At 33.6% G+C, this 16,737-nt stretch carries 12 protein-coding genes; 10 read left to right on the plus strand and 2 right to left on the minus strand.

Translation table 11 applies throughout. The annotated features are described in order from the left end of the window. The first annotated feature begins 26 nt into the window (after positions 1-26). The 5 genes from GR162_RS20550 (at position 27) to GR162_RS20570 (ending at position 8,327) form a co-directional block, all read left to right on the plus strand. Entirely contained in the window at positions 27-4,562 is a 4,536-nt protein-coding gene (locus GR162_RS20550) for a translocation/assembly module TamB domain-containing protein (protein ID WP_160783655.1), read from the plus strand. Between the two features lie 309 nt (positions 4,563-4,871). Next, entirely contained in the window at positions 4,872-5,858 is a 987-nt protein-coding gene (gene pfkA / locus GR162_RS20555; RefSeq protein ID WP_008468812.1) for a 6-phosphofructokinase, read from the plus strand. A gap of 95 nt (positions 5,859-5,953) precedes the next feature. Then, complete coding sequence (gene gap / locus GR162_RS20560) at positions 5,954-6,958, plus strand: type I glyceraldehyde-3-phosphate dehydrogenase (protein ID WP_008468814.1); 1,005 nt, start codon at positions 5,954-5,956, stop codon at positions 6,956-6,958. 132 nt (positions 6,959-7,090) lie between these two features. Then, positions 7,091-7,942 (plus strand): N-acetylglucosamine kinase-like protein, encoded by an 852-nt coding sequence (locus GR162_RS20565; protein WP_008468817.1) that lies wholly within the window; start codon positions 7,091-7,093, stop codon positions 7,940-7,942. Positions 7,943-7,952: 10 nt separating this feature from the next. Continuing rightward, on the plus strand, positions 7,953-8,327 hold the full coding sequence (locus tag GR162_RS20570; RefSeq protein ID WP_053470300.1) for a methylglyoxal synthase: 375 nt from the start codon (positions 7,953-7,955) through the stop codon (positions 8,325-8,327). On the opposite strand, the gene GR162_RS20575 is transcribed toward GR162_RS20570, so the two are convergent. Then, the gene (locus GR162_RS20575; protein WP_160783656.1) at positions 8,308-8,688 is read right to left on the minus strand and encodes a RidA family protein; all 381 of its coding nucleotides are present in this window, start codon (positions 8,686-8,688) and stop codon (positions 8,308-8,310) included. The two genes, GR162_RS20570 and GR162_RS20575, sit on opposite strands and share 20 nt — an antisense overlap. A gap of 28 nt (positions 8,689-8,716) precedes the next feature. Beyond that, positions 8,717-11,419, minus strand: coding sequence for a putative LPS assembly protein LptD (locus tag GR162_RS20580; RefSeq protein ID WP_202393977.1), 2,703 nt, complete (start codon positions 11,417-11,419; stop codon positions 8,717-8,719). An 82-nt stretch (positions 11,420-11,501) separates the two neighbouring features. Between GR162_RS20580 and GR162_RS20585 the strand changes: the two genes are divergently transcribed. The 5 genes from GR162_RS20585 to GR162_RS20605 all read left to right on the plus strand — a co-directional run bounded on the left by GR162_RS20585 (position 11,502) and on the right by GR162_RS20605 (position 16,459). Next, positions 11,502-12,626 carry an N-acetylmuramoyl-L-alanine amidase gene (locus GR162_RS20585; RefSeq protein ID WP_160783658.1) on the plus strand — a complete coding sequence of 375 codons (1,125 nt, stop codon included), beginning with the start codon at positions 11,502-11,504 and terminating at the stop codon, positions 12,624-12,626. A 50-nt stretch (positions 12,627-12,676) separates the two neighbouring features. Next, entirely contained in the window at positions 12,677-13,642 is a 966-nt protein-coding gene (locus tag GR162_RS20590; protein ID WP_160783659.1) for an MlaD family protein, read from the plus strand. A 6-nt stretch (positions 13,643-13,648) separates the two neighbouring features. Continuing rightward, entirely contained in the window at positions 13,649-14,986 is a 1,338-nt protein-coding gene (locus tag GR162_RS20595; RefSeq protein ID WP_160783660.1) for a (Fe-S)-binding protein, read from the plus strand. 121 nt (positions 14,987-15,107) lie between these two features. Continuing rightward, on the plus strand, positions 15,108-15,899 hold the full coding sequence (locus GR162_RS20600; RefSeq protein ID WP_160783661.1) for a (Fe-S)-binding protein: 792 nt from the start codon (positions 15,108-15,110) through the stop codon (positions 15,897-15,899). A gap of 77 nt (positions 15,900-15,976) precedes the next feature. Continuing rightward, positions 15,977-16,459, plus strand: a complete 483-nt coding sequence (locus GR162_RS20605; RefSeq protein ID WP_111365999.1) for an ABC transporter ATPase — start codon at positions 15,977-15,979, stop codon at positions 16,457-16,459. The last annotated feature ends 278 nt before the right edge of the window (positions 16,460-16,737 follow it).

Genomic DNA, 16,737 nt, shown 5'->3' on the forward strand with positions numbered 1-16,737 from the left:
AAATAATATCCCGAACCCTAATTGGGTTGATTTTACTTTTGTTAGCACTCGCTATCACTCTGTCTCTTCCTGTGGTTCAAACACAGATCGCTAATTATGTTACCAATCGATTGAACGAAGATTATAAGGTTAATATTAATGTTGAGAAAACGGCAATCAATATCTTCGGTGGAGTAAAATTGAAGAAAGTGACAATTTTAGATCATCATAAAAAAACGATGATTTATTCGGATATCATTACTACCGATATTGCCAGTTTTAGCAGGCTTTTAGACGGAGATTTAATTTTTGGCGATTTACGTTTGACCGGTTTAATCTTTAATCTAAAAACTTATAAAGGCGAAGACGAGAATAATATCAATAAGTTTATTCAAGCTTTTGAGGTAAAGGATACTCCGAAGAAAAAATCAACAAAGCATTTTTTGTTGACGGCAAAAAACGCCTATATCGAAAGAGGAAGATTTTCTGTCGTTGATGAAAATAAAACAACTCCTAAATTTCTGGATTTTACAAAATTAAACGCTTACATCAGCGAGTTTAAATTGTACGGACCAGAAGTAAATACAAACATTCACCGATTTTCATTTATGGATCATCGCGGTTTGTATGTTTCTAATTTTGCGGGGAAATTTAGTTATACCAAAAAACAAATTATAGTCGAAAATCTGGCTATAAAAACCAAAAGATCTTCCATTTATGGTGTAGCCATTTTAAATTATAAACCATCAGATTTTCTTGATTTTACAGACAAAGTCCGATTTGATGTTTTGATAGATTCGTCTTCTATTGCGACCAATGATATTCGTCATTTTTATGATGGTTTGGGTAAAAATCAACACTTTAAACTGAAAACCAAATTAGACGGTCCGTTGAATAATATGACGCTTACAGGATTGAGGCTAAGCGATACAAATGGATCAAAAATTAACGGAACAATCAATTTCAGAAATCTTCTGGGCAGCAAAGAGCAGAAGTTTTCTATGGATGGAAAATTTAGCAAACTCCTTTCTAGTTATGATGATTTGGTGGTTTTGCTTCCAGGAGTTTTGGGTAAAAGACTTCCGAAAGAAATGAAGCGAATCGGCAAATTTAATATTGTCGGAAAAGCTAAAGTTTCAACGATAGCATTAGAAACTGCTTTTAAAATTGCCACAGATGTAGGAAATGGAGAAGTCGATCTTCATTTGAATAATATGGATTTTATTGATAAGGCTTCTTATTCTGGAAATATTATCTTAAACAATTTTGATTTAGGCGCGGTTTTAAATAGAAAAGATATTGGCAAGACGACTTTGAATCTTGACGTAGACGGAGTCGGTTTTACTGAGAAATATTTGAATACCGTTATTAAAGGGGACATCTCGAAACTAGATTACAATAAATATACCTATAATAATATAGTAGTAAACGGAAATTTCAAACTCCCTTATTATAAAGGACAAATTGCGATAAACGACCCGAATTTAAATTTAAATTTTGATGGTTTGTTGGATTTGAGCAAAAGAGAAAATCGTTACGATTTTCATATTAACGTTGAAAACTCAGATTTAAGAAAACTTAAGTTTATAAACGATTCTATTTCACATTTTAGAGGAGATGTCGTGGTTCAATTAACTGGAAATTCTATTGAAAATCTTCAGGGAGATATTTTTATAAATGATGCTGAATATCAGAATCCTAAAACAACTTATGTTTTTGACCAAGTAAATCTAAACTCAAGTTTTGATGCTGACCGTTTAAGAACTATTACAGTAAGTTCGAATGATGTTGTAGACGGAAAAATTGTCGGCAAATTTAGATTTGATCAATTAGACAAATTGGTCATGAATTCTGTTGGTAGTTTATACACCAATTATAAACCTTATAAAGTTAGAAAAGGGCAATTCCTGAATTTCAATTTCCGTGTTTACGATAAAGTTGTCGAAATGCTTTATCCAGAAATAAACATTGATTCTTCAACGGTTGTACGAGGAAAAATAGATTCAGATTTGCAGGAGTTTAAATTCCGTTTCAGATCCAAAAAAATTACGGCAGACAAAAACACATTTGATAATATCCGCATTAATATTGATAATAAAAATCCGCTTTATAATGCCTATGTCGAATTAGACAGTATTAAGACTCCTTATTATAAGATACGTGATTTTAATTTGATTAATGTTACGGCAAAAGATACGCTGTTTGTTCGTTCTGAGTTTAAAGGTGGAGATAAAGGCGAAGATTATTTTAATCTCGATTTGTTTCATACAATTGATAAGAACAAAAACAATATTGTCGGAATCAAGAAATCTGAAATGAAGTTTAAGGATTATATCTGGTACTTAAACGAAGATGCTGAAAAGGACAATCAGATTGTTATTGACCAGTATTTTAAAAACTTTACATTTGATAATATTGTTTTGTCTCATGAAAGCCAGAAAATTGATTTAAACGGAGTCATAAAAGGAAAAGATTATAAAGATCTGGTGCTGACTTTTGAAGATGTTGACATCAATAAGATTACGCCTGCAAATTCCAAATTTGTATTTAATGGTAATTTGAATGGAAACGTCAATTATAAGCAGAATAAAAATGTCTATCAGCCCACGGCATCCATAAAAATTGATCATCTTGTAATGAACAACACAGAATTGGGTACGCTTAATTTTGATATTTCTGGAGATGAATCTTTTAGAAAATTCACGGTTAACTCGTCAATTCAGAATGGTTTTACCGAGTCGTTTAGGGCTAATGGAACTTTTGCTATAGAGAATAAAGAAACCATAATGGATATGAGCCTGAAATTGGAAGGCTTTAATTTGGCTACTTTAGGAACAATTGGCGGAGATGTTCTGTCAAATGTGCGCGGTTCTGTTTCTGGAAATGCCGCTGTTATCGGAAATTTGAAGAAACCCGAAATCAATGGACGTTTGTATGTTGAAAAAGCCGGAATGACCATTCCGTATCTAAATACCGATTACGAATTAAGCGATCGAACGGTTATTGATTTGACTAATGAAAAATTCTTGTTTAGAAATAATCAATTAACGGATACGAAATACGGTACGAAAGGTTTGCTGAATGGAAGTATCGAACATCATAATTTTGGCGATTGGAAACTAGATTTAAATATTAGTTCTAAACGTTTGGTGGCATTAGATACAAAAGATAGTGATGATGCCGCCTATTTCGGAACAGCTTTTATAAATGGAACGGCTAGTATAAAAGGCCCTGTAGAAAGTCTTTTTATTAAGGTAGATGCAAAATCTGAAAAAGGCACCGAGGTTAAGATTCCGATTAATAATGCGCAAAGTGTTGGAGAAAGCAGCTGGATCCATTTTGTAACGCCAAAAGAAAAGTATAATCTTGAGAACGGAATTGTTGAAAAAACAAGAGATTATAACGGACTTGAACTGGAGTTTGATTTTGACATTACTCCAGATGCCGAAGTAGAAGTTATTCTAGATCGAAATTCGGGTCATGGTATGAAAGGAAAAGGATACGGATCGCTTTTGTTTAAAATCAATACGTTGGGTAAATTTAATATGTGGGGGGATTTCCAGGCATATGAAGGAACTTATAATTTTAAATATGGCGGACTTATCGATAAAAAGTTTACCGTGAAAAAGGGTGGTTCGATTATATGGGAAGGAAACCCAATGCGTGCCCAGCTTAACTTGGAAGCAGTTTATAAAACGCAAGCCAATCCAGCAGTTCTTTTAGATAATACTTCGTCATTCAATAAAAAAGTGCCTGTAGAAGTTGTTATTGGTTTAAGAGGAGATTTGGCGAGTCCAGAACCTAATTTTGATATTCAGTTTCCATCGGTAAGTAACGTTTTAAAATCGGAGATACAATATAAACTGGATGATAAAGATATTCGCCAGACACAGGCGCTTTATTTGTTATCGACTGGTTCGTTTATGAGTACCGACGGATTTAGCCAGGGAGATTTTTCTGGAACATTGACAGAAACCGCTTCAAGTTTATTAGGTGGCATTATTAAATCGGATAATGATAAAGTAAATATCGACTTAAATTATATCGCTGCAGATAGAAGAACAGGGCAGGAGGTTGACGGTCAGTTTGTAGCTAATATATCCTCCCAGATTAATGAAAGAATTACCATCAATGGAAAATTAGGAGTTCCAGTTGGAGGTGTAAATGAATCTGCCATTGTTGGAGATATTGAAATCTTGTATCGTGTAAATGAAGATGGAACAATGAACCTTCGTTTATTTAATAAAGAAAACGACATTAATTATATAGGACAAGGGATTGGGTATACGCAAGGTGTCGGTATTTCGTATGAAGTAGATTTTGATACTTTCAGCGAGCTCGTAAACAAGCTGTTTAAGAACCATAAAATTGAAAAAGCTGTAAAAAATTCTTCACATGATGATCTTCAAGATTCATATCTTCCTGAGTATATGAATTTCTCAAGCAAGAAAGATTCAGATAAAAACAAGAAAAAAGCAAAAGAGGAGGAAGAGAAAAAGAAAAAAGAAGAAGAAAAGAAGAAAAAAGAACAGGAGCATACACCAAACAATAATCAAGGATTAATTCCTGACAACGATTATTAACACTTTGTTAAAAATAGCCTTTTATAAAACCATTATTCTCATAATGGTTTTTTTTGTGCTAAATTTAGGCGCTCTTTTAAAATTTTCCGTGTGAGGGGGAAATTCTGATTTTTATAACACTTCATTAGGGTATTGTTAATTTTGACGATTTAATTAAAAAAATAGCGTTTTATTATTTTTAATGAAATTTTTTCCTAGAAAAAACTTATTAACGAAAACGTTTGAATTTAACAGATTTTATTAATTTATGATAATCGTAACCCGAAAAGTGCTGAATGTTTGCTAATTTTACACTTTAATACTTAAATAATGCCAAAAACAATAAAAAAAGTAGGTGTTCTTACCTCAGGAGGAGATTCACCTGGAATGAATGCTGCAATACGATCAGTTGTTCGAACTTGCGCATATCATAATATAGAATGCATCGGAATTTATAGAGGGTACCAGGGAATGATTGAAGGTGACTTCAAAGAGATGGGACCACGTAGCGTAAATAATATTGTAAACAAAGGTGGAACGATCTTAAAATCGGCTCGTTCAGTTGAGTTTAGAACCCCTGAAGGTAGAAAGAAAGCACACGAGAATCTTGTTAAGGCTGGTGTTGATGCTTTGGTTGTTATTGGTGGTGACGGAAGTTTTACCGGAGGATTAATTTTTAATTCAGAATTTGGTTTCCCAGTAATGGGAATTCCAGGTACAATTGATAATGATATTTATGGTACAAGTTTTACTTTAGGGTATGACACGGCTTTAAATACTGTTGTAGACTGTATCGATAAAATTAGAGACACAGCGAGTTCGCATAACCGTCTTTTCTTTGTAGAGGTTATGGGTAGAGACGCTGGTCATATTGCTCTTAATGCAGGTATTGGTGCAGGAGCAGAAGAAATCCTTATTCCTGAGGAAGATCTAGGTTTAGATCGTCTTTTAGATTCACTTCAAAAAAGTAAAGCATCAGGAAAATCATCAAGTATAGTAGTTATTGCTGAGGGAGATAAAATAGGTAAAAACGTATTCGAATTAAAAGATTATGTTGAAGCTAACCTTCCTGAATACGACGTAAGAGTTTCTGTTTTAGGACACATGCAGCGTGGAGGTTCTCCATCTTGTTTTGACCGTGTTTTAGCAAGCCGTTTAGGAGTAAAAGCAGTAGAATCTTTAATTGAAGGAAAATCTAATTACATGGTTGGACTTCGTGAAGATAAAGTGGTTTTGACTCCACTTGAGCAAGCTATCAAAGGAAAATCAGAAATTGATAGAGAATTATTAAGAGTGTCAGACATAATGTCTACATAATCAATATAAAAAGTTTAAAAAAGAAAAGAAGTTTATTGTGAGGAAATTAGACTTTGAAATAGTGTAATAAAAACAAAAGCAAAAAATTTAGTAAAATGTCAAAAGTAAAATTAGGAATAAACGGATTTGGACGTATCGGAAGAATCGTTTTTAGAGAGTCTTTCAATAGAGATAATGTAGAAGTTGTTGCAATCAACGACTTGTTAGACGTAGATCACTTAGCTTATTTATTAAAATATGATTCAGTTCACGGTCGTTTCAACGGAACTGTAGAAGTTAAAGAAGGAAAATTATATGTAAACGGAAGAAATATCCGTATCTCTGCAGAAAGAAATCCTGCTGACTTAAAATGGAACGAAGTTGATGTAGATGTTGTTGCTGAATGTACTGGTATATTCACTACTATCGAAACTGCAAGTGAGCACTTAAAAGGTGGAGCTAAAAAAGTAATCATTTCTGCTCCTTCTGCTGATGCTCCAATGTTTGTAATGGGAGTGAACCACGAAACTGCAAAAGCTTCTGATTTAGTTGTTTCTAACGCTTCTTGTACTACAAACTGTTTAGCTCCTTTAGCTAAAGTTATCCACGATAATTTCGAAATCGTTGAAGGTTTAATGACAACTGTTCACGCAACTACTTCAACTCAAATGACAGCTGACGGACCTTCTAGAAAAGACTGGAGAGGTGGACGTGCTGCTGCAATCAACATCATTCCTTCTTCAACAGGTGCTGCTAAAGCGGTTGGAAAAGTTATTCCATCTTTGAATGGAAAATTAACTGGAATGTCTTTCCGTGTTCCTACTGCTGACGTTTCTGTAGTTGATTTAACTGTAAAAGTGGCTAAAGAAACTACTTACGAAGAAATCTTAGCTGTATTGAAAAAAGCTTCTGAAAATGAAATGAAAGGTATCTTAGGATACACTGAAGATGCAGTTGTATCTCAAGATTTTATCTCAGATAAAAGAACTTCAATCGTTGATGCTGGTGCAGGAATCGGATTAAACTCTACTTTCTTCAAATTAGTATCTTGGTATGACAATGAGTACGGATACTCAAGCAAATTAATTGATTTATCTGTACATATTGCAGGTTTAAAATAATAATATATATTTTTGCAAAATCCCGTTACTTTACAATAACGGGATTTTCTTATTTTGTTACTTCTATAATTAATGTAAAAAATACACTTTTAGATTAAAAATAGAAAAACCTAATTCCAAAAAACTAAACAAATGAAATTAATAGTTGACAGTGGATCTACTAAAGCCGATTGGATTGCGATAGATGATAATGGAAAAGTATTATTCACAACACAAACTTTAGGATTAAATCCTGAAATTCTAGACGAGCCAGAAATCATTGAAAGATTAAATGACCGTTTTGATATCTTACAAAATAAAAAAAATGCTACGCATTTATTCTTTTATGGTGCCGGTTGTGGTACAGATAGAATGAAAGAGTGGTTGAAAAGAATTTTTCAAGAATATTTTTCTAACGCAATTGTAGATGTTCAAGAAGATACCTATGCTGCAGTTTATGCAACAACTCCAAAAGGAGAAGAAGCTATTGTTTGCATCTTAGGGACAGGATCAAACTGCAGTTATTTTGATGGAAAAACATTGCATCAAAAAGTACAATCATTAGGATACATTGTTATGGATGATTGTAGTGGTAATGTTTTTGGAAAAGAATTAATTAGAAAATACTATTTTAATAAAATGCCTAAAGAATTGGCTGTTGAACTTGAAAAAGAGTACGACGTTGATCCAGATTTTATTAAAAATAAATTATATAAAGAACCAAACCCAAATGCTTATTTAGCAACTTACGCTAAATTCTTGATTAAGCATAAAGACACAGAGTTCTGCAGAAAAATCATTTTCAAAGGAATGAAGTCTTTCGTTAAAAATTACATCAAGCAATTTGATAACTGCAAAGAAGTTCCAGTGCATTTTGTTGGATCTATTGCGTTTTATTTGAAAGACGAATTACAAGAGACATTTAACAAATATGAACTTCAATTGGGGAATGTTTTAAGAAGACCTATTGATGGATTAATTGCTTACCATGTCGCTAATCAATAGTTCTGGTTTTATGGAAATTGCCATTATTGCTCATGATGGAAAAAAAGCAGATTTAATTGATTTCTTAATCAAAAATGAGGCTGTTTTACACAATGAAAAAATAAGACTGATTGGTACTGGTACTACGGGAGGGAAAGCGGAAGCTGCTGGATTTAAAACTCAGAGAATGCTTTCTGGGCCTCTTGGTGGCGATGCGCAAATTGCAGGAAGAGTCGCGGAAGGAATTACGCAGATGGTGTTCTTTTTTAAAGATCCTTTGTCAAGTCATCCGCATGAAGCAGATATCAATATGCTGATTCGTGTTTGCGATGTGCATAATGTGCCGCTGGCAACTAATGAAGCAACGGCACAATTACTATTAGATGCTATTGCACTGCAATTATAGAGATTTCTACATTAACATTTTTTGGCAGACAAGCCACTTGAACCGTTTCACGAGCTGGAGCGGTTTTTTCGTTAAAATAAGATCCGTAAACGGTATTTATTGCTCCAAAGTTATTCATGTCCATGATAAAAATTGTTGACTTAACAACGTTTTCAAAAGTCATGTTTGCTGCTTCAAGAATAGCCGCGATGTTTTTCATGACTTGAGTAGTTTCGTCATTAATGTTGTCTGTAACCAATTCTCCTGACTCAGGATTGATTGCAATCTGTCCAGAAGCATAAAGCGTGTTTCCAGATAATACAGCTTGATTATAAGGTCCGATTGGAGCCGGAGCTTTCTCGGTAAAAATGATTTTTTTCATAATGAAATTATTTTGATTCGAAAGTAGTTTATCTGTTAGAAACGCTACGTTTGTTCCATTTGATATCGCTAAGCATACCAGATTTAATTCCGATGAAGAAGTTCCAGTTAGAATTTGTTCCTAAAGGCTGCCAGTTAAAGGCCATTCTCCAGCTTAACAAGTCTCTTTCAAAACGGAATTGTGTAAAGGTAACTCCTTTTTGTACAAAATCGTAACCTGTTGAAACTCCCGCTTTCCATTTAGGTGTAAGGTCGGTATTGATAGAAACCATGATTGAGTTTCCAGAAATAGTGTTTTCTCGTTTTACGTTTGAATAGGTTAACGAATAGGCAAGTGTCATATCCCACGGAACTTTAGAATTAAAGAATTCTGTTATCACATCTTCTTTTTCAGGTTCATTGGCAAATTGGCTGTTACGGCTGTCATTTAAGTCTGTATTCGTACCAAACAAATCATCGCTACGTCCACCGTTCCGTTGGCTCTGCGTATTTTTGTCTTTTTCTTTTCCAGTTCCTTTATTTGAGAATGAATAGTTTACAGTTACGTTTGCGCTTGTCATTCTAAATAAACTTCCCCCATTGTCAATATTAAATTTGTCAATTTTGTTCCCTCCATTATCAATCGCATAAGGATCTAATGTTGCACCAAAATTCATATTCATTTTATTGTCAAAAAACTGAGTTCCACCACTAACTAATACAGGTTGCCATCCAAATGTTGTTTTTCCGTCAGCATTGAAATTGTAGCTCGTACTGAAGTTTAAGTTGTTTAGCAGCATTATTTTTTTAGGCTCTGTTTTTGTACTGTCGCGGTCTCTTACTTTAGCCTCAAAAGTATTGCTCAAAGCAAAACCAACAATGTTAGAATTCTCTTTTCCTGGAGCTCCGTATAATCCGTTCTCAAATCTTGTGTATTCAGAAGTAATCCTTCCAGAAGCATCTACAGCATAGGTGTCGTAATATTTCTCAAAACTTGGCGTATAAGCATATGTTATGCTCGGACGCATGACGTGTCGAATAGATTGGATTTTTTTATCAGCTCCAAAATTAAAAGTTCCATAAATAGTAGTTCCTAAATTGGTGCTGAAGTTATAAGTTCTAAAAGCATCAAAACCATTTACAGTTTTATTAATAGTTTGTCCTGCCGTAGGGTCGTAAACTTTTTGGATGGTTTTATTAACCCATGTTTCTTGATAAGTTGTAGAAGCTCCAGCACTAAAATATTTAAAAATCTTAAAGTTAGTGCTCAATGGTATAGTTTGCTGTAATCCTAACTGTGCATCATTAAACATTTGAGGTTTGAAAAACAACGAATCTTTTGTTTTGAAGTAGTTTTTACCGCTTACGTTATATTGTAAGTTAATGTTTTTAATTAATCCCTTTTTTATGCCATTTTTCCCAACAAACGGATAGATACGATCAATACTTCCCTGCAAAGACGGAAGCGTCATAATAATATCTTCTGTTTGAGTATTCTGGCTGTGTGTTGCAGATAATGAAATACGTGAACCAGGAATTGTATTAAAAGTTTTATTGTATGAAATCGAAGAACTTAAGGTGTTGTTTAAGTTCGATCCAATGTTGGCTTGGTTGATAGATTGTTTGAAGTACTTACTGCTACCCATGTTGACAGAAGCAGAGAAAGTAGAATTCGGATTTGATTTTGTGTCTTTAGAATGCGACCACTGAATATTGTAAATGCTCTGTTTTGAGTAATCAGGATAACCACGTTCACTGTTGATTAGATTCTCAAAACGAATGTTGACATTTCCTCTGTACTTATATCGTTTGGCATACGCAGATTCAAATCGCATGGCATAACTTCCGTTGGTGTAATAATCTCCAAGTACGGTTAAGTCATAATTATCGCTAAGAGCGAAATAATAACCTCCGTTCTGCAATGAAAAACCTCTTGTGTTAGAATCGTTGTAACTTGGAATAATAATACCCGAAACGCTCTTTTCCTGACTCATTGGGAAATAGGCAAAAGGCAATGCTAGAGGAGTTGGAACGTCAGCAATTACCATATTGGTCAAACCGGTAATTACTTTTTTTCCAGGTATAAATTTTACTTTACTAGTCTGGAAATAGTACTCAGGATGGTCTACGTCTGTTGAAGTGGTAAAACGAGCACCTTTCAAAAAGTAAACCGAATCGTTTTCTTTTTTAGTAACCGCAGCCTTAATTTTAAACTCGCCTTGTTCTGTTCTAGAATTGTAGATTAAGGCTTTTTTGGTTTTAAAATTAAATCGGATCGAATCTGGCTGTACTTCACTCGGACCTTGTTTGAAATTTGGATATTGCGTTAAAACGCCAGCAGAATCTTTAATCCTTCCTGCATAAACTTCATCTTTTTCATAATTAAGTACAATTATACCCGATTTTAATTCTACATCTTTATAGTATAATTCAGCTTCATTATATAAAGTGATCAGCTTTTTTTTCTGATCGATTTTAGCATAATCTTTGGCTTTATATCTCACTTTTCCATCCAAAAAAGTCTTTTTTGGCTTAACAGTATCTAGTTTGATGGTGTCTGTAATCGCAGTAGTTTCTTTATCTGATTGTTTTACAGCAGGTAAAGGCTTTTTTTTGTTTTTTATTTCTTGCGAATATAAATTACCACAACCTATAGTTAGGAAAAATGATATTAAAACGATATTAAATAAGTTTGTATGCAAAGGTTTAAATGCTATTTTTGTAAAATTATGGCTTGTTTTTTGACACGTCAAACTTACATATAATTTTTTGGCAAAAATAATCAATTCTAAAAATTATAACAGCTGCGTTTTATTAAAATTAACTTTTAGATTTATGAATAGAATTAACAAATTTAAAGTAATATTTACTTTATTTCTAACGATATCGTCTTTTTGTGCTCATAGTCAGTCAAATGTATTTAAAGTGACACTTGACGCTGGACATGGAGATCATGACTTTGGAGCTGTCTACAGCGGACGAATCGAAAAAAATATTGCTTTAGCTATTGTTTTGAAAGTGGGGAAGATTTTAGAGCTTAATCCAAATGTTAATGTAATCTATACTCGTAAAACAGATGTTTTTGTTGATTTGGTCGAAAGAGCCAATATAGCCAACAGAGCAAATTCAAATATTTTCGTCTCAATTCACTGTAACGCTAATAAAAATACTGCGGCAGACGGAACTGAAACTTACGTAATGGGTTTAAGTAAAGTAGCATCAAACTTGGAGGCTGCAAAAAAAGAGAACTCCGTAATTACGCTAGAGAAAGATTATAAGCGTAAATACGAGGGTTACGATCCAAATTCTCCAGAATCTATGATTGGTATGACTTTGATGCAGGAAGAATATTTGGATAATAGTATTACCCTAGCTACTAAAATTGAAGAGAACTTTGAAAAACTAGGAAAAAAACTTCGTCATGGAGGTGTGAAACAAGCGCCTTTTATGGTGCTTCATAAAGCGTATATGCCTAGGGTTTTGGTTGAAACAGGATTTGTTTCTAATCCAACAGAAGGAAATATTCTGAATTCAGAAGAAGGGCAAGATGATATTGCAAGAGCAATTGCAGAAGCTATTTTAAGTTATAAAAGAGAATACTTTGGTTCAGGAACTGAGTCAGAGGATAGTCGGCCCATAAAAGATACTTCAAGTAAGGCAAAACCAAAGACAACTGCTCCAGTTGCCGTAGCAAAAAATACTCCGAAAGGAACTTTTTTTAAGGTGCAGCTTATCGCAAGCATCAAAAAAACACCTTTAGAGCCTAAAAACTTTAAAGGACTTAAAAATGTAACGATGATATACGAAAATAATATTTATAAGTATTTCTACGAAGAAACTCCAAGTTACGAAACCGCGCAGAAATATCTGCAAGAAGCTAAAAGTAAAGGATATGGCGCAGCGTTTTTAGTGGCAACTAAAGATGGCGAAAAAATCAGTATTCAGGACGCGATTAAATAATAAGCGTAAGTTCGAATATTTATATTAATTTTGTACAAACACTTAGAATTTTGAAACTAACAAGAGAAATTAAAACGGCTATTTTAGTCATCGCATCCATTCTACTATTTATCTGGGGATATAGTTTTTTAAAGGGAAGAGATCTTTTTACTAATTATACAATATTATATGCTGAATATGATAATGTTGAAGATTTATCACCATCAGCGCCAGTAACGCTTAACGGACTCGCGATTGGTAAAGTAAATAAAATTACAATTGATGAAGTTACAGGTAAATTATTGGTTGAACTTCAGCTTAAGACAGATTTCCCAATTTCTAAAACAAGTACAGCTGCAATTTATACTCCAAGTTTGATTGGAGGGAAGCAAATTAAAATCATTCCAAATTTTGCTGATAAGGAATTAGCGGAAGATGGGCAGAAATTAACTTCTTCCGTTGAGCTGGGATTAACAGAATCATTAGGAGGAAAAATTGAGCCAATTCAGCAGAAGCTTGATAAAATGCTTGTGAATATTGATAATCTGGTTACAGGATTGAATAATACTTTAGACAAAAACACTCAAGAAAATCTAAAGAAAACAATTGCTGAACTAAGTCAGACAATGTCACAGTTTCATAAAGCTTCAGGAAGTCTAAACAGTATTTTAGATACTAATAAAGGACAGATTAATGGAGTAGTGTCGAACTTCAATAAAATGTCTAGCAATTTCAATAAAATTTCAGACTCATTAAACAAAGCAGACTTAGGAAAAACGGTTCGTAACCTGAACCAGACTTTAGCTAGAGTAGATGTTTTAATGGCTAACTTGAATTCAGGAAAAGGAACAGCAGGTAAAATACTTAATGATGAGGCATTGTATAACAACCTGACTAAAACTTCAAAAGAACTTGAATTGTTATTGCAAGATCTTCGCCTTTATCCAACCCGTTACGTAAACGTTTCTCTCTTTGGAAAGAAAAATAAACCATACGTAGCACCAACTGAAGAAACAAACTCAACCGATAAAAAATAATTATAAATGAGTTATTTAGATAATATTTTATTCGCAGTACTTCTTATAGCAGGTTTCGGTTTTTTTGCAGCGAGCGTAAAAAAAATCATCCGAAATATTAATCTGGGAGTCGATGTAGATCGAAAAGATAATCCTAAAGCTCGTTGGAAAAACATGGCATTGATTGCTCTAGGGCAGTCAAAAATGGTGAGACGCCCTGTTGCAGGAATCCTTCATATTATAGTGTATGCAGGTTTCATTATCATTAATATCGAATTACTCGAAATCATCATTGATGGATTATTTGGAACTCATAGGATTTTTGCGCCTTATTTAGGTGTAGTTTATGATGTTCTAATTGCCTCTTTTGAAATATTAGCCATACTTGTAATTTTTTCTGTTACGGTTTTTTGGCTAAGAAGAAACTTTATTCGATTAAAGCGTTTTATACATTCTGATTTAACAGGATTTCCAAAAAGTGATGCAAATTACATTTTGTATTTTGAAACTGTTTTAATGATTTTGTTCTTGTTGATGAATGCTTCAGATTATCACCTGCAAAATGTGCCTGGGGGATATTCTCATTTTCATAAAGCAGGAAGTTATCCAATAAGCCAACTTATAGCACCTATTTTTAACGGAACTTCTAATGAAGTGGTTGGGCTGTTGTTTGAAGTTTTCTGGTGGTTGCATATTGCTGGTATTTTAGTTTTTATGAACTATTTATACTTTTCAAAACATTTGCACATTCTTTTGGCATTCCCAAATACGTATTTTGCGAATTTAAAACCAGAAGGACAATTTGATAATTTAGCTTCGGTTACAAAAGAGGTGAAATTAATGATGGATCCAAATGCTGATCCGTTTGCGGCTGCTCCGGCTGATGAAAATGCACATCCGGCTAAATTTGGCGCAAGTGATGTTCAGGATTTAAATTGGGTTCAGCTGTTGAATGCTTATACTTGTACAGAATGCGGACGTTGTACTTCTTCTTGTCCAGCAAATCAAACAGGTAAAAAATTGTCTCCTCGTAAAATCATGATGGATACAAGAGATCGTTTGACAGAAGTTGGAAAAAATATCGATGCCAATAAAGGTGTTTTTGTTCCAGACAATAAAACACTTTTAAACGATTATATCACACCAGAAGAATTATGGGCTTGTACGTCTTGTAATGCTTGTGTTGAAGAATGTCCTGTAAATATTAGTCCATTGTCTATTATTATGGATATGCGTCGTTATTTGGTTATGGAACAAAGTGCTGCCCCGATGTCATTAAATGCCATGATGACTAATATTGAAAATAACGGCGCTCCATGGCAATACAGCCAGCAAGACCGTTTAAATTGGAAAAACGAGAATTAAAATTTATGGTTTAATCGGTTAGTTGTTTAACCGTTTAATCGATTTTAAAATAATATTTCGGTTTTTTTAGAATTGTAAGTTTGCTTTTCAACAATTAACCGATTAAACAAAAGTGAGAGAAATGTCAGAAAGTTTAGTAGTGCCAACAATGGCAGAAATGCTTGCCGAAGGAAAACAGCCGGAGGTTTTGTTTTGGGTAGGTTGCGCAGGAAGTTTTGATGATAGAGCAAAAAAAATTACTAAAGCGTTCGTGCGAATTTTGAATCGTACGAATGTTTCTTTTGCAGTTTTAGGTACAGAAGAGAGTTGTACTGGCGATCCTGCAAAGAGAGCTGGGAATGAATTTTTGTTTCAAATGCAGGCTATGATGAATATCGAGGTCCTGAATGCTTATGAAGCAAAAAAAATTGTTACAGCTTGTCCGCATTGTTTTAATACTTTAAAAAATGAATATCCAGAATTAGGTGGAAACTATGAAGTTATTCATCATACTGAATTTTTGAAGTCATTAATTGATGATGGAAGATTAACTGTAGAAGGCGGACAGTTTAAAGGAAAAAAAATTACTTTCCATGATCCTTGTTATTTAGGAAGAGCAAATAAAGTTTACGAAGCGCCAAGAGATTTAATTCAGAAATTAGACGTTGAATTGGTCGAAATGAAGCGTTCTAAAGCAAACGGATTATGCTGTGGAGCAGGAGGAGCACAAATGTTTAAAGATGCTGAACCTGGAAACAAAGAAGTAAATGTTCTTCGTACAGAAGATGCTTTAGAAACACAGCCTGATATTATCGCGGCAGGCTGTCCGTTCTGCAATACTATGTTGACAGATGGAATTAAAAATAAAGAAAAAGAAGATCAGGTGAAAGTTCTGGATATCGCTGAATTAATAGCGAATGCACAAGATCTTTGATTTGAGGTTCTAAATTACTAAGATTCTAAGCAAATCTTAAAGATCTAAAATCAACATTCTAAAATCTAAAATTAAAAATGTATATACCTTTTGAAAATTTACCAGGTGAATCTAGAGTTTGGATTTACCAGTCTAACAGAAAATTTTCTGAGGAAGAGTTTTCTGAAATAGAAACCGATTTAAAAGCTTTTGTAGAACAATGGGCAGCCCATGGCACAAGTCTTGAGGCTTCTTATTTGTTGAAATACAACAGATTTATAATCTTAGCTGTGAATCAAGATGTTCAAGCTGCAACAGGATGTTCTATAGATAGTTCGGTTGAGTTTATCCAAAGTTTAGAAAAGAAATATGACGTTGATTTATTAGATAAAATGAATGTCACTTTTAAACTTGGAGAGCATATTGCACATAAACCATTAATTGATTTCAAGAAAATGGTTAAAGATAAAGCGGTAACGGCTAATACAATCGTATTTAATAATTTGGTTACCAATATCGAAGAATTTAATGAAGCTTGGGAAGTTCCAGCGGCCGACAGCTGGCATAGCAGATTTTTCTAAGAAATATTAAAATATTTAAAAGGCATGAAATGTAGATTTTGTGTCTTTTTTTTGTTGTTTAAAGTTTCAGGTTTCAAGTTTAGATTCTGAAACCTGACAGGTTTTAAAAACCTGTCAGGCTTATTCCAGTATTATGTTTGTTGTTGAACTTTGTCAATGTTTCAAACTTTGACAAGTTGGAAAAAGCTGCTTTTTCTGAAAATAGTTATTAACTAGAATTAATCTAATTTTGTCAAAAATCTAACAATTTAAACGGTTAATGAAACGCTATTTTTGAG

It is taken from the genome of Flavobacterium sp. HBTb2-11-1, assembly GCF_009826975.1.
Classification (GTDB): domain Bacteria; phylum Bacteroidota; class Bacteroidia; order Flavobacteriales; family Flavobacteriaceae; genus Flavobacterium.